Raw genomic sequence first — 21,736 nt, forward strand, 5'->3', positions numbered from 1 at the left:
TTTTTTTATCTTTAATAAAAGGTGTTGGCAATATAATGGCGACAAGAACATTGCATTTTCATAAACAAGCACTAAAAGGGGTAATGGAAGTCCCAGGAGATAAGTCTATTTCTCATAGGTCCATTATGTTCGGGGCGATTGCAAATGGAACGACTCGTGTATGGAATTTCTTAAAGGGAGAAGATTGTTTAAGTACGTTAGACTGCTTTCAAAAGTTAGGAGTTACAATTATAGAACACGACCAATACTTGCAAATTGAAGGGAAGGGGTTTAATGGTCTGATAGAACCGACTGAAATTTTAAATGTTGGTAATTCAGGGACGACTTCTAGACTAATTCTTGGAATTTTAGCAGGTACTCCATTTCATAGTGTCCTAATAGGAGACGACTCAATAGCTAAGCGTCCAATGTCGAGAGTAACAGGGCCACTTCGTATAATGGGTGCTAATATTGATGGTAGAAATGACGGAGAGTATACACCCATTAGTATACGGGGAGGACAACTATCCCCTATACACTACCAACTTCCTGTTGCAAGTGCTCAAGTGAAGTCTTCTCTTTTGTTTGCTGCTATGCAAGCAGAAGGAGTCACTGAAATCATTGAGAAAAGTGAGACACGTGACCATACGGAGCGAATGTTTCAATATTTTGGCGGTGAATTAGAAAAAGATGGGCTTACACTGCGTTTAAATGGTCCCTCAACTCTTAATGGACGAGATATAGTAGTTCCAGGGGATATTTCGTCTGCAGCCTTTTTCATTGCAGCTGCACTGATCGCCCCGAACAGCGAACTATTGATTAAAAATGTGGGACTGAATCAAACTAGGACGGGTATGCTTGATGTTTTAAAGGACATGGGAGCTTATATAGAGGTTATTCCACATTCTATTGATAGTTTTGAGCCATACGGTGACTTAATCGTTAAAAGCTCCAACCTGAATGCTGTTGAGATTGCTGGTGATGTTATACCAAGGCTTATAGATGAGATTCCAATATTGGCTTTAGTTGCATCACAAGCGGAAGGTACTACTGTCATAAAAGACGCAGAAGAGCTAAAGGTGAAGGAAACAAATAGAATTGACACGGTGGCCAGGGAACTAAACAAACTTGGCTGTAACATTGTCCCTACAGAGGATGGGTTAATTATTGAAGGGAATACAAAAATAAGAGGTGGGATTGTAGATAGTCATGGTGACCATCGGATTGGAATGATGTTGGCAATTGCTTCATTACTATCTGAGGAGTCTATCCATATTCAAGGTACAGATGCGATCAGTGTCTCCTATCCTAACTTTTTTGAACAACTACAATCATTAGTTCAGAACTAATTTGAAAAGAAACTCAAAATTTTTTGGGTTTCTTTTTTTACTCTAAACAGCAATCCATTTGTTTTCTAATAGATATATTCATATACTAGCCATTTTTCTCATAGCTTGTCTTAAGAGAAGATATGAGGTGAGAGAAATGGCTTATCTATTAAAAGGAGTAAACTACGCAGCAGGTGGTAATGTCGGAAAGTATAGTTTTTTTATCCAAAACAATAAAATCGCTTCAGTAAGAGAAAACTTTCGCTTTGCAAATTGTATGTATTCTGACTTAAGTGATTATGCAATGGGACCTACTCATGTAATGGCTGATCTATCTTTTCCTAATTTAAAGTTTCATGAATATAAACACTACATTATTTCTGAATTCTTATTGAAAGGTTGTACGACCCTACTAGTTCCATTCAGATTGGAATTTGAATATAAGTGGGAAGAACAGTTGAATAAAATCAGAAACCAATTAGTAGGAAGCCCCATTGACTATTGTCTGGCTGTACGAATTCCATTTAGGTTATTAACCCCTTCTTTGATAAGGAAGTGTAGAAGAGAAAAAATTAGTACAGTCTTCGTTGAGTTAACGGAAGAAACGAACCTTTATTATAAACAATGGGGATGGATTCGTGACGCTTTATTTCCTTATCCAGTGACCCTTGTTCCATTACCGCTAATGGAGGAAAAAAGAAAAAGAAGAGAAATCTTAGATGAATGGACACACATCCTTGATGAAGAAGGAATTCCTCATCTCGATACACCGATTTCTTCCTTCGCTCCATTATCAAAGGAAGTCATAACACAGCTTGGAATTTACCCACAAAAAGGATTTTTACATGTGGGTGGAGAAGTAAGTTATAATCTCTATCACTTGCCAAAAGATGAAAATAAGAATAGCATTCTTTATGATAGTAATAGACTGTGTATAACAGTAGACAAAGGCAACGTGATAAGAGCGGGAGAACAAGTGTGGTATCGATCAGGTGCTGGTAACGAGATACCGATTCGTGTTCCTCGATTCTTTAAAGTTACTTCTTGAATAGAAAGGATAATACAAGCGTGTCAATGATTGAAAATTGTCTTAGAAGCTTCGAAAGCGGCGAATTTGAAAATGCGAATAAATTATATAATGAGATTTTAACGAAGGGACTGCCAGAGGATCAGCTTTCCCTTGCGGATGGTCTTAGTCAGTTAGGTTTTATGGAGGAGGCTTTAGCTTTATATGAAGCCATTCATCTACAGTACCCAGACGAAGGAGAGATTTTACTAGCCATCGCTGAAACGCTCCAAGAACTAGGTAGAGAAGATGAAGCCATTTCATATACTTCAAACATCTCAAAGGATGATTCCGCGTACCCACAAGCCTTACTGATGGAGGCGGATATTTATCAGGCTCAAGGATTGTATGAAGTCAGTGAGAAGAAATTGCTAACAGCTAAAAAAGTATTACCTAATGAACCTGTATTGGATTATGCATTGGGTGAACTTTATGCCATTGAGGGAAAATGGTTAGAAGCAATTGATTGTTATAAAGAAGTCGAAAAGCAGGGGTCACAGGAGGAACTACAAATTGATAAATCTATGGCCATTGCTTTAACTTCAGCAGGGAAATTTGAAGAAGCCCTTTCATATTACGAAAAAGCATTAGAGGAAAAATTAGATTCGGATGTTTTGTTTGGATATGGTTTTGCGGCAGAAAAAGCAGGGTACAATCAAACGGCTATTGATAGGTGGACAGAATTAAAGGAGCTAGATCCAGATTACCACTCTGTTCATTTGCTTCTAGCTAAGGTGTATGAAAAAGAGGAAATGCTCCCTGAAGGTTTAGCTGCTGTCAAAGACGGGATAAAAAATGATCCGTATCATAAGGAATTATTTTACTATGCAGGGAAGCTTTCATTAAAAATGGGAAATGAACAGGAAGCGGAAAATTATTTAAGAGAAGCATTGGCAATAGACCCTTCCTATTTGGATGCCATACAGACGTTAATTAAACTATTTATACACCACGAAAAATATGAAGAAGCTGTGGATTTAATTGAATATTTTGAAGCTGAAGGCGAGGAACACCCACAATTGACGTGGGATTATGCTTATTGCTTGCAGCAACTCGAACGGTTTGAGGATGCATTAAGTCAATACCAGAGTGCATATACTTACTTTAAGAATAAGAAGGAATTCCTTGAAGACTACGGATACTTCTTAATGGAATACGGTCTTAGAAATGAAGCCATAAACATTTTCACAAATATCTTAGAAATTGACCCAACTAATGATGAAATAAGAGATATCATTGAGAGGTTAAGTGAGGCTTAGAGAGACATAGTGAGACAATTGTGAAATGGTATAGTGAGAGGAGGTAAAGGTAATGTCAACCCCTGTTTCTGTCCATGAGAAAAAAGACTTTATTCGGTGGTTTTTAAATCATTATCAACTAAAGAGGAGAGAGTGTGTTTGGATCTTAAATTACCTTATGAGTCATGATCAGCTAATGGAAAAGGTCCATTTTGTAGATCAAGCTCAGTATTGTCCTCGAGGTTTGATTATGTCAACACATTGTGTGGAAGAACCCCCATTCAAGTTTTATAAAGGAAATGTTATGACTACCGATGCTGAAAAATCATTTCACGATATTCGGCTGAATCGAGATGAGGAAATTTTTATTCAGTTAAATTTCCGGGCTTCCAGAAATTCTTATCAGTATGTAGCTGTACTTGAAGAGAATCCTTTCGTACCGAAGCATTTACAAGAAAACGAGAAGGATCGAATAATAGCTGAAAAGTTTCTTGAAACCAGTCTTAAAACCTTTCACAAAGAAAAACTACTTAAAGCGATTGATGATGCCCTTGATCGGCAAGATATGGAGAGGTTTTATCAATTAACAGAAGAGCTAAAAAGAATAAATCATGGATAAATATCTTCGAAAAAGTACATCGTTATGAATAGCGATGTATTTTTTTTGTGTTTGTTAACAAGCTTTTGTGAAATGTGCCTTGAGAATGGTGCGAGAGTTAATGGAGAGAACGCACGCAAAGTAGAAAATGCCCGAATAATGGTAAGCGGACAGAGGATTCGTTATTTGACTAAAAAAGCTGTATTTCAAAGGTTATCCGGACAGAGGTTCCGCTATTCGGTGATATTTGGGTGAAATAGCCCTCCAAACTACCAAATAGCGGAACGAGAGTCCGTTTGCGCTATGAATATTGTCCTTTGAATAAAAATAATGGAACCAGAGTCCGGCAGAGTTGTAAACTCACTCATAAGCGGACAGAGGATCCGTTATTTCGTCCAAAAGGCATGTTTTAAATGGTTGAGCGGACACAGGATCCGCTGTTCGGTGTAATTCAAATGAAAAAGCCCTCCAAACTACCAAATAGCGGAATGTGAGTCCGATTGCCTCCCAAAAACCTGCCTTTATATAAGAATAACGGAACCAGTGTCCGGCAACGATACTATCGACTAAAAACCCAAAAGCATTAATTGTAAAAAAAGCCGGTTAATCGTAGCACAAGTTTAAAGAAGGAAGGTTAACAGTAAGAAAATAAATACTTAAAACATTCCTTAATATGAAAAAGAGCACATATTTCGTGGAAGGCTGATTCAATTGAATCGAACCCACAAACTGTCACGAAAAGTTCAAAATTTAAAATAAGTTTCGTGATAAGATTACTATAGAAGTAGTAGGAGGTGAAAAGATTGCAGTGGAATGCGAAAGATTTATCTTCTTTAAAAGAAGTGAAAGAATACATAGATACAGCTATTGTTCCTCTACTTCCGATTTCCCTTAAAGGGGATATGGTGCAAACTGGTTCCATGGTTGAATTTACTCAGATGTTATCTATGGCCTTGCAAGTGCAGTTTACGGGAAGGACCCTTCTTTTTCCTCCATTTACATATTGGAAGCATGAAGAATTTAGTAAAAAAAGCATACGATTACAAGAATGGGAGCAAACTATTCAAAACGAAGGGTTTACCCATATATTCTACTTCACTTCTGATTTGGACTGGAAGCATTATGAGGCGGGACAGGGTAATGAAGTTTTAGTTTTACCAACCGTTCCATTAGAGTCAATGGAAGAAAAGTTTAAACATTCTATGATCCAAGATCAAGTAAAGCAGTTTATCAATCTCTTTGTGCAGAAATGGCAGCAATAAATTTGCTATTTATTCAATCAAAGTATTATATTGACCTTCATTTGAGATTGATATATCATTGTTATGTCCTAGTTTTATAAGTGCTAATATATGTCCATCGGACTTACCTTAAGTTAGAGGGGGGAAAGACATGAGCAAGCAACGTGTTTCAAGACGTCAGTTCCTCAATTATACACTCACAGGTGTAGGCGGTTTCATGGGTGCTGCCATGATTATGCCAATGGTTCGCTTTGCTTTAGATCCAGTATTGCAAGCAAAAGGTGCCGGTGATTATATCGCTACAGATAAGAAAATCGCTGACATTACTTCAGAACCAACACGTGTAGACTTTTCATTTGAGCAACAAGACGCATGGTATACATCAACTGTTACCAATACAGCATGGGTGTATAAAAATGAAAACGGAGAGATTGTAGCCCTTTCACCAGTATGTAAACATCTTGGATGTACGGTTGACTGGAACACAGATAAATCGAATCCAAACCAATTCTTCTGTGCCTGCCACTACGGTCGTTACACGAAGGATGGAAAAAACGTTCCAGGTACACCACCACTTGGTCCATTAGATGTATACGAACATACGGAAAAAGACGGCTATCTTTACTTAGGCGCAACAAAGCCTAATCCAGTTGGAAAGGGGGCGTAATAAATGCTAAATAAGATTTATGATTGGGTTGACGAGCGCTTAGATATTACGCCTCTTTGGCGCGACATTGCAGACCACGAAGTACCAGAGCATGTGAATCCAGCTCACCACTTTTCAGCATTTGTATATTGCTTTGGTGGACTAACATTCTTTATTGTTGTTATTCAAATTCTTTCTGGAATGTTCTTAACCATGTACTACGTTCCAGATGTTATCAATGCTTGGGAATCAGTGTATTATCTGCAATACGAAGTAGCGTTCGGACAAATTGTTCGAGGAATGCATCACTGGGGAGCTAGTTTAGTAATTGTTATGATGTTCTTACATACGTTACGTGTATTCTTCCAAGGTGCTTATAAGAAACCACGTGAGTTAAACTGGGTGGTTGGAGTTTTAATTTTCTTTGTAATGCTTGGACTTGGTTTTACAGGATATTTATTACCGTGGGATATGAAGGCGTTATTCGCAACAAAGGTTGGTCTTCAAATTGCAGAATCCGTACCGCTTATCGGGACGCAAGTTAAGATTCTATTAGCGGGGGATGCTCAAATTCTTGGAGCTCAAACTTTAACGCGTTTCTTTGCGATTCATGTCTTCTTCTTACCAGCAGCGTTGCTCGGTTTAATGGGTGCCCACTTCCTAATGATTAGAAGACAAGGTATTTCAGGTCCACTATAAACCGATTGTTCTTACTAAAAAACGCTAAGTAGAAGGAGGGGAATTGCTCAATGCATCGCGGAAAAGGGATGAAATTTGTTGGCGATTCACGTGTAACAGCAAATAATAGAAAGCCAAACATACCAAAAGATTATTCCGAATATCCAGGTAAAACGGAAGCTTTCTGGCCAAACTTCCTTTTAAGAGAGTGGATGGTTGGAGCTGTTTTCCTAGTAGGATTTTTAATTTTAACGGCTGCTCACCCGTCTCCTTTGGAAAAGGTAGCAGACCCAACTGATACGGCATATATTCCGTTACCAGACTGGTATTTCCTATTCTTATATCAATTACTCAAATATACTTATGCATCAGGACCATATAATATTATTGGTGCATTAGTTATCCCAGGACTCGCTTTTGGAGGACTATTATTAGCTCCATTTATCGACAGAGGACCTGAGAGAAGACCTGCTAAACGTCCTTTAGCAACAGGCTTCATGTTATTAGCCGTAGCAGCTACGATTTATCTAACTTGGGAATCAGTTGTTACTCATGACTGGGAAGCAGCTGCGAAGCAAGGTGAACTTGTGGCTGATGTTGAGATTGATACTGAATCTGAAGGCTATAAATTGTATGAAGGTCAATCTTGTATAACCTGTCATGGAACAGATATGCAGGGAGGACCTGGTGCTCCAGCTCTAATTGATGTAGAGCTTACTGTTGATGAAATTTATGAAATCATGGATACCGGTAAAGGTGCCATGCCAGCTAATGCTTTTGAAGGATCCGATGAGGACCAACAATTGTTAGCTGAATTTATTGATAGCTTAAGACCTGAATAATGCACGATAAGAAAAGCTGGCGTAAACTTTCGCCAGCTTTTTTAACACATTTATTTATTGTAAAATAATAGTAATTAAAGTATGGTGCAGTTTGATTATTAAAATGTCTGAAAACTGCAGGAGGTCTAATATTGGTGTTTTCAATATCATGGGTTTTAAAACAGAGATGGTTCTTATGGCTTTTACTCATCATAAATGTTGGGGGAACCATTTATGGGTACATATGGTATGAGGGACAATTATCACGAACTCCCAATCACTTTTTAATTTTTGTACCAGATAGTCCGACAGCTAGCCTGTTTTTCTGTTTTGTTTTGGTGGCCTTTCTTTTAGGGAAGAATTGGGGGCTTTTCGAATCATTAGCACTGATTACTCTATATAAATATGGAATATGGGCAGTGGTGATGAATATACTAACGCTCCTAGTAACAGGGTACCTGCCATGGGAAGGGTACATGCTTATGGCATCCCATTTAGCGATGGCGATTCAAGGTATTCTTTATGCACCTTTTTACAGAATAAAATGGTGGCATTTTGTGGTCGCAGGTGTTTGGACTTTACATAATGATGTGATTGATTATGTCTATATGATGTATCCTGTGTACCATTCCATTTCCATGTATGTAAAAGAAATCGGTTACTTTACCTTCTGGCTCTCGATTTCTGCTTTGTTTTTAACATATTATTTGTGTTTTGCCAAAAGAAGGCTTCAGTGGTCCATTAAAAATTAATAGAATATAACGGGTCTACTCTTGTCCACTCCTACATACATATGAAAGTAGGAATTATGGGGGGGACAAGTATGAAGATTCGACTAATTTGTATAGTATTAACGTTATTATTTTTCGGGAATGGTATTGGACATGCTGCTAGTAAAACCCCTTTGGAAAGTTTAAGTAACCTTTCAGAGAAAGCCTTACAACTGACAAAAGCAGGGCATTTTGATCGTGCTGAATTGTTGATGAATCAGTTTTCCAATCAGTTTTCTGATTTATCAAGTCAGTTTGTATTTTCGATGGATCAAGTTCAGGTAATTTCAATTGCTCACCAGGACGCTGTAAAGGCATTACGCAATGAGAATTTGACTTTTGATGATAAAGTATCTCGAATGGTAAAATTTAGATTGGTCATGGATGCTTTGGTCTCAACGCATCAACCATTATGGACTCAGATGGAAGATTCTATTATGAATCTATATAACCAAGCGGTGGCTGCTGCTCAGGAACAAAATTGGCAACAGTTCCATTTGCTTTATAATTCATTTTTAACTCAGTATGACCTTATTTACCCTAGTATTAAGTTAGATGCTCCTACTGAGACAGTATTAAAAGTTGATGCAAGAGTACAATATATTGATGAATATAGACCAGAAGTGCTAACGGATCCTAATGGGATGATGGAATTAGAAGCATTGGCACAGGATTTGAAATCTTTATTTAATCAAAGTGAAGAGGATGAAGCAGATCCTTCCCTTTGGTGGGTTATTTTTACTACAGGAAGTATTATTATCGTAACTTTGTCCTATGTTGGTTATCGAAAATACAAAGCTGAAAAGCCAAGAAGAAAAAAGTACCCAAAGAAGCTAAAAGATTGACTTTATTATGAGTTGTTCATATTATTAAACTAAATAGATTAGTTTGTTTAGGAGGGTTCCTATGGGGTATTACTTAATTTACTTCGCTATACTCATTATTGTTCCTTTATGGGCTCAACTCCGTGTAAAGGGTGCTTACAACAAGTATTCTAAAGTTGCTTCTTCCTCTTATTTAACAGGCCAAGAAGTAGCGAGAAGAATATTAGATGATAACGGTTTATACGATGTTCAGGTTCAAGAAACTAGAGGTCATCTAACTGACCATTATGATCCTAGATCGAAGACAGTACGCCTTTCATCAGCCAATTTCCACGGCCGTTCAGTGGCTGCAGCAGCTATTGCAGCTCATGAGGTAGGTCATGCAATTCAGGACCAGCAAGAATATGCTTTTTTGCGTTTCCGCCATGCTCTTGTTCCTGTTGCCAGCTTAGGATCTAACTTCTCTTGGATTCTAATTTTAGCTGGTATGTTAATGGGAGCAGCTAATTTGCTCTTACTAGGTATTATATTTATGGCAGCTGCGGTTGTATTTCAAGTTGTCACACTTCCAGTTGAGTTTAACGCATCTAACCGTGCGATGAACCAAGTTGTACAACTAGGAATTATCCGTAATGATGAAGAAAGAGAAACAAAAAAAGTACTAAATGCAGCAGCATTAACCTATGTTGCAGCAGCTGCTGTGGCAGTTCTAGAACTATTAAGATTTGTTCTAATGTTCATTGGAATGAATAACGACGATTAAAAAAGCCAAAAGGTCATGATGGGGATTACCCACCATGACCTTTTTATCTTTCCAATGGTAACTTGTTTTCATCAAGTGTAAAGCCTTCGCCTAAGACATCGTGAACAAAAGTAACTGAAACAAATGCATGTGGATCAATAGACTGGATAATACTTTTTAAACGTATGATTTCATTTTTCGCTACTACACAATAGAGAACATCTCTTTTTTGCTTTGTAAAGGATCCATGCCCACTTAGTACCGTGACTCCTCGGTCCATATGTTCCATAATCTTCTCTGCAATTTCTTCATGCTTCTCTGATATAATCATCGCACCTCTAGCAGCATAAGCACCTTCTTGGATAAAGTCGATGACTTTTGCCCCTACAAAAACAGCCACAAGCGTGTACATGGCTTCACGGTAGTTCAAGTATGTAAGAAGGGAAAGAGCAATAACAACGGCGTCGAACAAAAACATGGTTTTTCCCATGCTCCAACCTATGTACTTGTTTGCTAACCGAGCGATGATATCCACTCCACCCGTGGTCCCACCGTATCTAAAGATAATGCCCAACCCTACTCCAATAAAAACCCCTGCAAACAGAGCGGCAAGAGCTAGGTCGTCTTTTAGAGGGATGCTATAATGATATCTTTGGAAAACCCATAAAAAAATGGACACCGCAACCGTCCCAATTAAAGTGTATATAAAAACATTTCGACCTAATAGCTTCCAACCGATTAGAAACAAAGGAATGTTTAATATCAGGTTTGTATAGGCTGGATCCCACTTAAATAGGGCTAAAAGTAGGAGTGTAATACCGGTAAATCCACCTTCAGCTAAATTATTTTGGATATTAAAATGAACGATTCCAAAAGAAAATATAGCAGAACCTAGTAAAATAAAAAAAATGTTTCTTATTCGTAAGCCGAAGGGCATAGTAGAATGCCTCCTTTATATGTTTAAGCGCGCTTCCGCTTTCGGTGGTTATTGGTCAGATTTGGAAGACCCCCATAGCGACTATATTATATAGAAAGAATTTTTATCCGGCAAGCCTAAGAAAAAAGATTTGTCATTGTCCTACTGTTTCGATAACATGTAACTACATATATAGGTTTAAAGGAGTAAGACGCATGACAAAAACAATGCAACAGATACAAAAAGAAGTTGATGATTATATCGGTCAATTTAAAGAAGGTTACTTTAGTCCTCTTGCCATGATGGCAAGACTAACAGAGGAACTGGGAGAATTAGCAAGAGAAATTAATCATTATTATGGCGAAAAGCCTAAAAAGAATACAGAGAAAGAAAAGACTATAGAGGAAGAGTTAGGGGATGTACTCTTTGTAGCTATTTGTTTAGCGAATTCATTAAACATTGATTTAGAAGAGGCCCATAATACGGTAATGGAAAAGTTTCGTACAAGAGATCGTGACAGATGGACTAAGAAAGATGAGGTTAATGACCATGGAAACAACTAAGATTACAATAGCTGGACCAAGAGGGAAAATGGGAATAGAAGCAGTTAAGATGGTATTGGAAACAGAAAAGTTTGAACTAGTATCAGTTATTGACCATCGACATGGTGGGAAGCAATTACATGATATTTTAAATTTTGTTCAAAAGGAAGTCCCTGTTTATGGTGATGCAAGGAGTGCTTTCGAGCAGACAAAACCTGATGTGTTAGTAGACCTTACAACTCCTGAAGCGGGGTACCATCATACAAAATGGGCATTAGAGTACGGTATTCGTCCTGTAGTAGGGACAACTGGTTTTTCCAATGACCAACTCAATGAACTGACTGAATTAGCAGAAACAAAAGGAATTGGATGTATTATAGCCCCTAACTTCGCCATTGGGGCAGTCTTAATGATGAAGTTCTCACAAATGGCGTCAAAGTACTTCCAAGATGTTGAGATTATGGAGATGCATCATGATCAAAAACTAGATGCTCCTTCTGGGACCGCTGTAAAGACAGCTGAGATGATTCAGGAGGTAAGAACAGAAAAAGTTCAAGGGCATCCAAATGAAAAAGAAACCATTCCGGGTGCAAGAGGGGCAAACCTCCAAGGGATGAGGATACATAGTGTACGTCTGCCTGGTCTAATTGCGCATCAACAAGTGATGTTTGGGGCAAGTGGCCAAATTCTAACCATTCGCCATGACTCTACTAATCGTGCATCTTTTATGTCGGGTGTAAAAGTGTCTGTTGAAACTGTCATGCAGCTTGATCATTTAGTGTACGGCTTAGAAAATATCTTGGAATAGGGGGGAGTAATGTGAATATTGCCTTAATAGCACATGATAATAAAAAGAACGATCTTATTCAATTTGTCATAGCTTATCAACCAATCCTTGAAAAACATACGCTGTTTGCCACTGGAACAACCGGAAAAAGGATTCACGAGGCAACCTCATTGCCCATTACCCGGTTTCAATCTGGTCCTCTTGGTGGTGACCAAGAGATTGGGGCTATGGTTGCTCAAAATAATATGGATATGATTATCTTTTTCAGAGATCCATTAACAGCTCAACCGCATGAGCCGGATGTTTCGGCTCTTATTCGTTTATGTGATGTATATGCGGTTCCTTTAGCAACGAATATGGGAACAGCCGAAATCCTTGTGAGGTCGTTAGAACAGGGAGATATAGAATGGCGTAATTTTGTAAGAGGTAATAAAGGAGAATGATGGCTGTGAATCAAGACCCCTTGGATATACTAGCAATTGGTGCCCATGCAGATGATGTAGAAATAGGTATGGCTGGGACGTTAGCGAAATTTACAAGTACCGGATATAAAGCTGCAATCTGTGATTTAACGCTAGCTAATTTATCTTCAAACGGTACAGTTGAAAATAGAAAAATAGAGGCAGATGCTGCTGCCAATATTTTAGACATTTCAGAGAGAATTAATTTGGGTATACATGACAGAGGAATTCGGTTAGAAGAAGAACAAATCGGAAAAGTGGTTAGTGTCATAAGACGTTTTCGCCCCAAGCTTCTCTTTATTCCATATGAAGTCGATCGTCATCCAGACCATGGATGGTGTACAAAATTAGTGGAAGAAGCTGCATTCTCCAGTGGAATAAGAAGATATCAGGATCCGAATGGCTTGCCACCACACAAAGTACATGCCATTTATTATTATTTTATCAATGGTTTTCATAAGCCAAGCTTTTGTGTGGACATTACGGATACGATGGATAAAAAAATAAAAAGCCTACTCGCCTATGAAAGTCAGTTTTCAAGGCAGGGAGTAGACAGTGTTCAAACCCCATTGACAAATGGCTATATTGAATCGGTAGAAGCACGAGAAAGAATGATGGGAAAAGAAGTAGGGGTTACCTTTGCAGAAGGGTTTATTTCTAAAACTCCCTTGCTTTTAGGAACGAATGGAATGGGACTGTAGTTATGAAATTGAAAATAGGCATCACGTGTTACCCAACTGTTGGTGGTTCAGGTGTCATTGCAACTGAGCTAGGAAAATTACTGGCTGAAAAAGGCCATGAAATCCATTTTATTACGTCAAGTATTCCTTTTCGATTAAGGAAAGTGTATTCAAATATATATTATCATCAAGTCGAAGTAAATCATTATCCAGTTTTTCAATATCCACCCTATGATATTGCCCTTGCAAACAAAATGGCGGAGGTAACAAAACGAGAAAATCTGGATATATTACATGTTCACTATGCCATACCACATGCTGTTTGTGCTATATTGTCTAAGCAGATGAGTAAGTCTGATGTAAAGATTGTGACAACGTTACATGGAACAGATATAACTGTACTAGGGTATGATTCTTCATTATCTGGAGCGATCCGATTTGGTATTGAGGATTCTGATTGTGTAACCGCTGTTTCATCAGCACTTATACAGCAAACGAATGACCTAATCCATCCTGATAAAGAGATTCATACCGTTTATAATTTTATTGATGAACGAGTATTTGAGAAAAAGGAGTTACCTAATCTAAAAAAGGAACTAAATATCGAGGATGATGAAAAGGTCATTATTCATGTCTCTAATTTTCGTAAAGTTAAACGGGTACAAGATGTAGTTGATTCTTTCTATCATATTCAAAAGGAAATGAAGGCCAAACTATTGTTAATTGGTGATGGACCAGAAATGAATAACATTATCAGTCAAGTCCATCATCTTGGTTTGAAATCCAAAGTTTTGACTTTAGGGAAACAAGAGAATTTAGAGGAACTCTATTCAATCAGTGATTTAATGCTATTATTATCTGAAAAAGAAAGCTTTGGTTTAGTTGCACTTGAAGCAATGGCTTGTGGAGTTCCATGTATCGGAACGAATGTTGGGGGAATTCCTGAAGTCATTGAACACGGTCAAACAGGATATCTAGCAGAGTTAGGTGATATACAGGACATTAGTCATAAGGCTATTCATCTCTTAAACAATGTTCAAATGCACCAACAATTTTCGAAAGCATCTATGGAAAGGGTCCATAGACATTTCCGATCAGATATTATTGTTCAACAATATGAGGATATATATAAATCGCTACTTAGCGAAAAAGGAAGATGATTCATGTTACCTCCATTTAAGGCGGGCTTACCAATTCTAGAAAAACTAAATAGTGCTGGTTATAAAGCCTTCTTTGTAGGTGGGGCAGTTCGTGACTATCTGTTAAAGCGATCCATTGGGGATATTGATATTGCCACTTCAGCCAAACCAGAGCAAGTAAAATCCCTCTTTCCCAAAACGGTCGATATCGGTATCGAGCATGGAACTGTTTTAGTTCTCCTGGGGGACGAAGGATATGAAGTCACAACCTTTCGTAAGGAATCCGAATATAAAGATTTTCGCCGTCCGGAAGAAGTTGAATTCATCCACTCGTTAGATGAAGATCTAAAGAGACGAGACTTTACCATCAATGCAATCGCCATGGATAAAACCGGTTCCATTTATGATCCCTTTGATGGACAAAAGGACTTAGCAAGAAAAGTGATTAGATGTGTTGGAAATCCATCTGAAAGATTTAAGGAAGATGCTTTGAGAATGATGCGTGCAATTCGATTCCAAAGTCAGCTTGGATTTGAAATAGAAAAGAAAACCTTGGATAGTTTAAGAGTATCAGGCCCACTATTAAAAAATATAGCTGTAGAGCGAGTTCTCATTGAGTGGACCAAGCTGCTTAATGGTTCCTTTGTAAAAATAGGAATTGATACCCTTTTACATACCGAAATGCATCACTATATTCCGGCTAATCATGACATAACAAACGGCTTACAAGTCGTTCAAGAACTAAACATTAACCCACTGGATGACAGCGAGATATGGGCCATACTTTTATATTATAGTTCACTTAACGCACCGAACTCCTGTCTTAAGAGATGGAAAATGTCTAATCATAAGCAAAAGGAAATTCTCACTTTATGGTCCTGGCTTCGAATTCGAAAAACTAAGGAATGGACCTTGCAATCTTTATATCAAGCTGGACTAAATAATGCTTTAAAAGTAGAAAAAATATTTAATTGTTTGGAAGGAAATGAACTTGATACCTCTCACGATTACATAAAAGAACAATATACTAGGTTGCCCATCAAGCGTAGAGAAGAACTATGTGTAAATGGTCACGATATTATGAATTGGACTGAACTTCCAGGTAGTCCCAAAATACGTGAACTGCTAGAAAAAATTGAAATGATGGTAGTAGAAGAAAAACTTAAAAATGAAAAACAAAAAATAAAGGAGTGGCTCGAACATGTACTCCAATAAACAAACGCTTCTCTCTCTATTTCAGGAAAAACAAGGAACCTTCCTTTCTGGACAAGCTATTGCAGATAATCTAGGCTGTTCAAGAACAGCTATTTGGAAATACATAGATAGTCTAAAGAAGGATGGGTACGAAATAGAGGCAGTTCGTAATAAGGGTTATCGATTAGTCGACCAACCGAATTTAGTAAAAGAATATGAAATTCAAAGAGATCTTCACACGAAAACCTTGGGTAAAAAAGTTTACTATCATGATACGGTAACTTCCACGCAAAAAATAGCACATGAGTTGGCAGGGCAAGGTGCACAAGAGGGAACGCTTGTTATTGCGGATCAACAAGAATCAGGAAGAGGGAGAATGGATCGCCAGTGGTATTCGCCTAAAGGGACAGGCGTTTGGATGAGCCTCATATTAAGACCTAAGCTATTACCCACTCAGACACCGCAATTTACATTATTGACGGCAGTGGCGGTTGCCCAGTCAATTGAAGAGGTAACCGGCATTACACCTGACATTAAATGGCCGAATGACCTTTTAATTAGAGGGAAGAAATGTACAGGGATTTTAACTGAACTCCAGGCAGAAGCTGATCAGGTCCGCTATATGATTATCGGTATCGGAATCAATGTAAACCAAGATGCTTCAGACTTTCCAGAAGAACTTCAAGAAATAGCAACATCTTTGAAAATGGTAAAAAAACAAGAGATTCCCCGTGCCAAGCTAGTTCAGGAGATATTACGTAGACTTGAGAAGTTATATGACCTGTACATTCAGTTAGGGTTTGAACCTATCAAGTTATTATGGGAGAGCTATTCTACAACCATAGGTAAAACCATCAACGCTCGAACCATGAATCGAAATATTGTAGGGAAAGCTATTGGGCTCTCACACGACGGAGTTTTACTTTTAGAAGATGAAGAAGGGGTTCAGCATCGAATATATTCTGCTGATATTTCATAGTTTTGGTTATTTTTTTCTTTCGTAAAATGGAGCATTTGTTATAATAATAACGGGCAGTATCTAATAGAACTGCACCTTTTGAAGAAACCTATAAGTATCCATATTATTGATTATTACCTGCCTAGATCCAAATGAGGACAAGGACAGAGGGAAGAACCTTATTTTTTCGTGCACTCGAGCATCCTTCTCTCATGAGCAGTGATGCTTTTTTGGCTTTTAAAATAATGTGTTCCCTTTTTCCTTAAATTGAAAGGGGAGAAAGTAATGAAATCAACAACAGACTTTTTGAAAATGAAACAAAACGGTGAGAAAATTGCCATGATGACGGCCTATGATTATCCCACAGCCAAATTGTCAGAGGCTGCGGGGCTAGACATTATTCTAGTGGGAGATTCCCTTGGAATGGTTGTTTTAGGCTACGAGTCAACAGTGCCAGTCACAATCGAGGATATGATTCACCACACAAAGGCTGTGAAAAGAGGTGCGCCAAATACCTTCATTGTAACGGATATGCCTTTTATGACATTCCACTCATCTTTGAACGATACATTAAAAAATGCGGCGCGGTTATTTCAAGAAACAGGTTGTCATGCATTAAAGCTAGAAGGTGCAGGTGAGGTCATTCCTAAAATCAAAGCCTTGACAGAAGCGGGCGTTCCTGTAGTCGCACATTTAGGACTCACACCTCAAACGGCTGGTGTGCTCGGCGGATATAAGGTTCAAGGAAAGACAAAGGAAGCTGCACAAAAGCTAATAGAAGATGCCAAGCTTTGTGAAGAAGCGGGGGCATTTGCCTTGGTACTTGAATGTATACCTCATCAGTTGGCTGAAGAAGTTTCAAAACAATTAACGATTCCAACCATAGGAATTGGTGCTGGTCCAAACGCAGACGGCCAAGTATTGGTCTTCCATGATTTAGTTCAGTATGGTGTGGACAGAACGGCTAAGTTTGTAAAAACCTATGAAAATGTAAACAATACGATACAAGGAAGTATCGAATCCTATATAAAAGATGTCAAGGCTGGGAATTTTCCTGAATTAAAACATTCCTATACGATGAAGGAAGAGGAGTTAACAGCTTTATACGGAGGCTCTTAATGAAAATAGTCCGAACCATTGAAGACATGCAACAACAAGTTCAGGAGTTAAAGGCACAAAATCTATCCATTGGATTTGTTCCAACTATGGGGTTTCTACACGAAGGACATATGTCACTCATGGAAGAAGCTAAAAAGCATAATGACATAGTGGTCATTAGTATTTTTGTTAATCCATTACAATTTGGTCCGAATGAAGACTTTGATTCTTATCCAAGGGATTTTGAGCGTGATGAAAAAATAGCAGAGCAACTTGGAGTGGATGTTGTTTTTTACCCGTCAGTGGATCAAATGTATCCTAAACCATTATCCATTAAAATGACCGTTACGGACCGAACGAATGTGTTATGTGGAAGATCTAGACCAGGCCATTTTGATGGAGTTGCAACTGTTTTAACAAAGTTGTTTCATATCATACAACCTAGTAGAGCCTATTTTGGTTTAAAGGATGCACAACAAGTGGCTGTTGTGGATGGTTTAATAAATGATTTTAACTTTCCAATTGAATTGGTTCCTGTTCCAACCGTTCGTGAAGAGGATGGTCTAGCCAAGAGTTCACGAAATGTACGGTTAACACCTGAAGAGAGGAAAGAAGCTCCAAACATCTATAAAACACTTCAAGTGGCAAAAGAATGGATTGCGGATGGCGAAAGAGATACTAACAAATTGACTGATCGTTTATTTGCATCCCTAGAAACTACCATTAGCGGTTCTATTGACTATCTTGAAATTTTATCATACCCTGAGTTAGGCAATATTGATTCAGTAGATGGTAAAATTATTATTGCCATCGCGGTAAAATATTCAAATGTACGTTTAATAGATAATATTATTATAGATGTAGCATAGGGATTAGGAGGCAACAGTATGTTTAGAGTGATGATGAATGGGAAGATTCACCGTGCTCGTGTGACAGAGGCTGATTTAAATTACGTTGGTAGTATTACGATAGATGAAGATATTTTGGATGCAGTAGGTATGCTTCAAAACGAGAAAGTACAAGTAGTTAACAATAATAATGGTGCACGATTTGAAACCTATATTATCCCGGGAGAAAGAGGCAGTGGGGTTATATGTGTCAATGGTGCCGCAGCAAGACTCGTTCAAAGGGGAGACGTTGTCATCATTATAAGCTACGGACTAGTTCCTGAAGATAAGTTAAAGGAACACTCTCCAAAAATTGCAATTATGAATGAACAAAATGAAATTAAAGAACTGATTGCAAAAGAACCTGCTAGAACGGTACTTTAAGCGAGATGTTATAAAAGCTCTCCCTAAACAGGGAGAGCTTTTATGTACCCTTTCAAACAGTCAAACATATTGATAAAATGAATAGAGGATACTTATACATACTTACCTTGTACCAGTAGTAATGAGGTGGAAAAATGAATCGCTTTGTCGTAGTGGATTTAGAAACAACAGGAAACAAAGCAAAAGAAGATGATAGAATTATTCAAATCGGAGCCGTTTTACTGGAGGATGGTAAAATTACAAATACCTATTCTACCTTCGTCCAACCAAAGCGATCAATTCCTTCTTTTATTAGTGAATTAACGGGCATTACCTCACAAGTGGTAAAAGATGCCCCTCTTTTTAAAGATGCCGTACAACCGCTAATTGAAATGTGTAAAGGAGCAAGTATTGTTGCTCACAATAGCTCTTTTGATTTAACCTTCTTACAGGAAGAATATAGAAGAAACGGACTTCCAATCTATTATGGAAATGTTATAGATACTGTAGAACTAGCTAGGTTTTTATTTCCAAGTGTATCTAGCTATTCACTTCAAAACCTTGCAAGTGATCTTGATATTACACATTCCTCGCCACACAGAGCTGATGCTGATGCTGAGGTTACAGCTAAAATTTTTCAAAAAATGTTACATAAATTACAAAGCTTGCCGGTTGAAACGTTAGAGTATCTGACTACATTGTCTTTTCATTTGAAAAGTGATATTCAACTCTTACTACAACATACAAAGCAGCAAGCACTTAATGATAATGGACGTTCGGACTCTTTTATCGTATATAATGGTGTATGGATACGTCCTTTCGAGCTGCAGAACCGCACTAACATTATAGATATTGACTGTAAAGATAAAAAATGGCCAGAACAAGTAACGACAATTACTGATGCTTGGAATCAAAATAAACAATACTTTTATGAGTCTCATGAAGCAGCTCCGTTCTTTGTTAATTCATTAGCCTACAAAGTCCAATCAACCTATTCTGAGCCACTGTGGATTATTACAAATGACTCTAATAAGTGGATCGAGTTTCTGAATAGTAAACAAGACACGAAGAATCTTATGATCGGAACCCTAAAAGGAAGGCATTATTACTTATCCCTCAAGAAGTTCGCACTATCTTTAAGAGAGCAGGATACAAACTATGATCATGTGCTAACAAAAATGCAAATTCTTGTTTGGTTATTAGAAACTACCACAGGCCTTGTAGATGAACTGAATTTATCCTCGTCTTCGAAGGACTTCTGGATTAAGATAGCAGCTGATTCTCGTGAACTAACGTCTATAGAAGATGCTAATTACTCATATTATCGGAGGGCTTTAGCTGAAGCTTCTATCGCTGATATACTCATTACAAATTATGCCTTATTCTTATCTAAGTCTCTTTACTCAAGTGATCATGTTCTAAAACCAAACTATTGCTTATTGGATGAGCCTGAAGCACTCATAGATTTATTACCAAAGTTTTTTGGGAAAAAGTTAACCTTTGTTTCGTTTCGAATTTGGCTTCGTCAGTTAGAAACGAATAAAGAAAAACATTTTCTTGCGTACATTATGCAAAATCATCCTAATGCAAGAAATTTTGATTTGAGCTTAAAAGAGTATGTAGAGAAATTAAAAGAATCAAGCGAAGATTTTTTTCAATTGGCTGCGGATTATGCTTTATTACATGAAGAGTCAGTTGGAGGCTTTTCTCCATATGTTACGGCTCCTCTTCAGCCTTCACATACCTTTGATACGTTGATGTATGCCGGCGAGAGATTTTTACATTCTATGAAGGATGTTGTATCTTTTCTAACAAACAACATCCAGAAAGCAACGGGTACTACATTGACTGAGACATCTGCACAGGTTTTGTCAGAGTGGGATCTGTTCCAACAGGATGCGGAAGAAATGATTCTGACACTGCAATCCTTTATATCAAATCATCAAAAAGATATCACTCGGTGGGTAGAAACAGATACACGTGGAATGAGCCACTATACAGCAATTGTATCAAGGCCATTACTAGCATCGAATCAATTTGGTGATTTTCTTAAGGAAAGGAATATTCACTCCGTATTCTTCTCCTCGTCTCTAACGGTGAATCGTTCCTTTATTTTTTCAGCAAGGTCATTTGGAATGACCATGAAAGAAGTTCAGGGATTCAGAAAGGTAGAGGGTAAAAGGAACCAAGTCTTAGTTGGTGAAAATGTGTATTCACCAAAAGAAGTTGCTGAACTTGCGAGGGAATTACGTGAAAAATTTGATAAAATCTTCATTTTGACAAGTTCTTTCGATGAATCTCAACTGGTAACAGAAGCCATTCAAAATACAGAAGACCTAGTAGGGTATGTACTCCTTTCTCAAAGCCAGGCAAGTATTGGCAGACTATTAAAGCAAATGAACCGGTTCGATAAGGCTATTTATGTAGGAAGTCAATTTTCAACTCACTATACTAGCGGACTGGAAGAATCAGAAGCCTTTATTATTACCAAGCTCCCGTTTCTTTCTCCACAAGATTTATTTCATAAACTTCATTCACAAAAATGTGAGCAGGAAGGAAGAAACTCATTTTATTCATTTAGTTTGCCGTACGCCGTGATTCGCTTCAAAAGATTACTGGCTCGAATTAACTTCCCGAATAACAAGATTTATGTATTAGATCCTAGAATATGGAAATCGGAATATGGGAAAACGTTTATACAGTCAGCTGACTCAGTAGAGTGGCTCCCTTTTAAAAATGATTCCAAGTAGTTTATCGATATAAATTTTCAAAAAAATGTA

23 protein-coding genes are annotated in these 21,736 nt (G+C 37.9%); 22 read left to right on the forward strand and 1 reads right to left on the reverse strand.

Features of this window, described 5'->3' with window-relative positions; genetic code table 11:
• Window positions 1-35 precede the first annotated feature (35 nt).
• The 11 genes from aroA (at window position 36) to ABDZ91_RS21490 (ending at window position 9,952) form a co-directional block, all read left to right on the forward strand.
• Complete coding sequence (gene aroA, locus ABDZ91_RS21440; protein ID WP_343803955.1) at window positions 36-1,328, forward strand: 3-phosphoshikimate 1-carboxyvinyltransferase; 1,293 nt, start codon at window positions 36-38, stop codon at window positions 1,326-1,328.
• A gap of 136 nt (window positions 1,329-1,464) precedes the next feature.
• The gene (locus tag ABDZ91_RS21445) at window positions 1,465-2,355 is read left to right on the forward strand and encodes a hypothetical protein (RefSeq protein ID WP_343803958.1); all 891 of its coding nucleotides are present in this window, start codon (window positions 1,465-1,467) and stop codon (window positions 2,353-2,355) included.
• A 26-nt stretch (window positions 2,356-2,381) separates the two neighbouring features.
• On the forward strand, window positions 2,382-3,632 hold the full coding sequence (locus ABDZ91_RS21450) for a tetratricopeptide repeat protein (RefSeq protein ID WP_343804285.1): 1,251 nt from the start codon (window positions 2,382-2,384) through the stop codon (window positions 3,630-3,632).
• A 52-nt stretch (window positions 3,633-3,684) separates the two neighbouring features.
• A complete protein-coding gene (locus ABDZ91_RS21455) occupies window positions 3,685-4,230 on the forward strand; it encodes a ReoY family proteolytic degradation factor (protein WP_343803960.1) in 546 nt (181 codons plus the stop codon).
• Between the two features lie 782 nt (window positions 4,231-5,012).
• The gene (locus tag ABDZ91_RS21460; RefSeq protein ID WP_343803963.1) at window positions 5,013-5,471 is read left to right on the forward strand and encodes a YpiF family protein; all 459 of its coding nucleotides are present in this window, start codon (window positions 5,013-5,015) and stop codon (window positions 5,469-5,471) included.
• 130 nt (window positions 5,472-5,601) lie between these two features.
• Window positions 5,602-6,117 carry a Rieske (2Fe-2S) protein gene (locus tag ABDZ91_RS21465; protein ID WP_343803966.1) on the forward strand — a complete coding sequence of 172 codons (516 nt, stop codon included), beginning with the start codon at window positions 5,602-5,604 and terminating at the stop codon, window positions 6,115-6,117.
• A gap of 3 nt (window positions 6,118-6,120) precedes the next feature.
• Entirely contained in the window at window positions 6,121-6,795 is a 675-nt protein-coding gene (gene qcrB, locus ABDZ91_RS21470; protein WP_343803969.1) for a menaquinol-cytochrome c reductase cytochrome b subunit, read from the forward strand.
• A 50-nt stretch (window positions 6,796-6,845) separates the two neighbouring features.
• Window positions 6,846-7,616, forward strand: coding sequence for a menaquinol-cytochrome c reductase cytochrome b/c subunit (locus ABDZ91_RS21475; RefSeq protein ID WP_343803972.1), 771 nt, complete (start codon window positions 6,846-6,848; stop codon window positions 7,614-7,616).
• Between the two features lie 134 nt (window positions 7,617-7,750).
• Window positions 7,751-8,347 (forward strand): lipoprotein heptaprenylglyceryl N-acetyltransferase LhaT, encoded by a 597-nt coding sequence (gene lhaT, locus ABDZ91_RS21480; protein ID WP_343804288.1) that lies wholly within the window; start codon window positions 7,751-7,753, stop codon window positions 8,345-8,347.
• Window positions 8,348-8,418: 71 nt separating this feature from the next.
• Window positions 8,419-9,210, forward strand: a complete 792-nt coding sequence (gene ypjB / locus ABDZ91_RS21485) for a sporulation protein YpjB (RefSeq protein WP_343803975.1) — start codon at window positions 8,419-8,421, stop codon at window positions 9,208-9,210.
• 61 nt (window positions 9,211-9,271) lie between these two features.
• Window positions 9,272-9,952 (forward strand): zinc metallopeptidase, encoded by a 681-nt coding sequence (locus ABDZ91_RS21490; RefSeq protein ID WP_343803978.1) that lies wholly within the window; start codon window positions 9,272-9,274, stop codon window positions 9,950-9,952.
• Between the two features lie 43 nt (window positions 9,953-9,995).
• On the opposite strand, the gene ABDZ91_RS21495 is transcribed toward ABDZ91_RS21490, so the two are convergent.
• Entirely contained in the window at window positions 9,996-10,868 is an 873-nt protein-coding gene (locus tag ABDZ91_RS21495) for a YitT family protein (RefSeq protein WP_343803981.1), read from the reverse strand.
• A gap of 194 nt (window positions 10,869-11,062) precedes the next feature.
• Here ABDZ91_RS21495 and ABDZ91_RS21500 point away from each other — a divergent pair, with 194 nt between their 5' ends.
• From ABDZ91_RS21500 to ABDZ91_RS21550, 11 genes are all read left to right on the forward strand, one after another.
• Complete coding sequence (locus ABDZ91_RS21500) at window positions 11,063-11,410, forward strand: nucleotide pyrophosphohydrolase (RefSeq protein ID WP_343803984.1); 348 nt, start codon at window positions 11,063-11,065, stop codon at window positions 11,408-11,410.
• Window positions 11,397-12,197 carry a 4-hydroxy-tetrahydrodipicolinate reductase gene (dapB, locus tag ABDZ91_RS21505; RefSeq protein ID WP_343803987.1) on the forward strand — a complete coding sequence of 267 codons (801 nt, stop codon included), beginning with the start codon at window positions 11,397-11,399 and terminating at the stop codon, window positions 12,195-12,197. Before ABDZ91_RS21500 ends, dapB begins: the two co-directional genes overlap by 14 nt.
• 11 nt (window positions 12,198-12,208) lie before the next feature.
• The gene (gene mgsA / locus ABDZ91_RS21510; RefSeq protein ID WP_343803990.1) at window positions 12,209-12,619 is read left to right on the forward strand and encodes a methylglyoxal synthase; all 411 of its coding nucleotides are present in this window, start codon (window positions 12,209-12,211) and stop codon (window positions 12,617-12,619) included.
• Window positions 12,619-13,338 (forward strand): bacillithiol biosynthesis deacetylase BshB1, encoded by a 720-nt coding sequence (gene bshB1, locus ABDZ91_RS21515; protein ID WP_343804291.1) that lies wholly within the window; start codon window positions 12,619-12,621, stop codon window positions 13,336-13,338. Before mgsA ends, bshB1 begins: the two co-directional genes overlap by 1 nt.
• A gap of 2 nt (window positions 13,339-13,340) precedes the next feature.
• Window positions 13,341-14,477, forward strand: coding sequence for an N-acetyl-alpha-D-glucosaminyl L-malate synthase BshA (bshA, locus tag ABDZ91_RS21520; protein ID WP_343803993.1), 1,137 nt, complete (start codon window positions 13,341-13,343; stop codon window positions 14,475-14,477).
• 3 nt (window positions 14,478-14,480) lie between these two features.
• Window positions 14,481-15,671 carry a CCA tRNA nucleotidyltransferase gene (locus ABDZ91_RS21525; protein ID WP_343803996.1) on the forward strand — a complete coding sequence of 397 codons (1,191 nt, stop codon included), beginning with the start codon at window positions 14,481-14,483 and terminating at the stop codon, window positions 15,669-15,671.
• Window positions 15,658-16,629, forward strand: a complete 972-nt coding sequence (locus ABDZ91_RS21530) for a biotin--[acetyl-CoA-carboxylase] ligase (protein ID WP_343803999.1) — start codon at window positions 15,658-15,660, stop codon at window positions 16,627-16,629. Before ABDZ91_RS21525 ends, ABDZ91_RS21530 begins: the two co-directional genes overlap by 14 nt.
• Before the next feature lie 264 nt (window positions 16,630-16,893).
• Window positions 16,894-17,727: a 3-methyl-2-oxobutanoate hydroxymethyltransferase gene (gene panB, locus ABDZ91_RS21535; RefSeq protein WP_343804002.1), complete on the forward strand. Its 834-nt coding sequence runs from the start codon at window positions 16,894-16,896 to the stop codon at window positions 17,725-17,727.
• The gene (gene panC / locus ABDZ91_RS21540; protein ID WP_343804004.1) at window positions 17,727-18,575 is read left to right on the forward strand and encodes a pantoate--beta-alanine ligase; all 849 of its coding nucleotides are present in this window, start codon (window positions 17,727-17,729) and stop codon (window positions 18,573-18,575) included. The genes panB and panC overlap by 1 nt, the downstream gene beginning before the upstream one ends.
• Before the next feature lie 18 nt (window positions 18,576-18,593).
• Window positions 18,594-18,977, forward strand: coding sequence for an aspartate 1-decarboxylase (gene panD, locus ABDZ91_RS21545; RefSeq protein ID WP_343804006.1), 384 nt, complete (start codon window positions 18,594-18,596; stop codon window positions 18,975-18,977).
• Window positions 18,978-19,111: 134 nt separating this feature from the next.
• Complete coding sequence (locus tag ABDZ91_RS21550; protein WP_343804008.1) at window positions 19,112-21,706, forward strand: exonuclease domain-containing protein; 2,595 nt, start codon at window positions 19,112-19,114, stop codon at window positions 21,704-21,706.
• Window positions 21,707-21,736: the final 30 nt, after the last annotated feature.

It is taken from the genome of Bacillus carboniphilus, assembly GCF_039522365.1.
Lineage (GTDB): Bacteria > Bacillota > Bacilli > Bacillales > JC228 > Bacillus_BF > Bacillus_BF carboniphilus.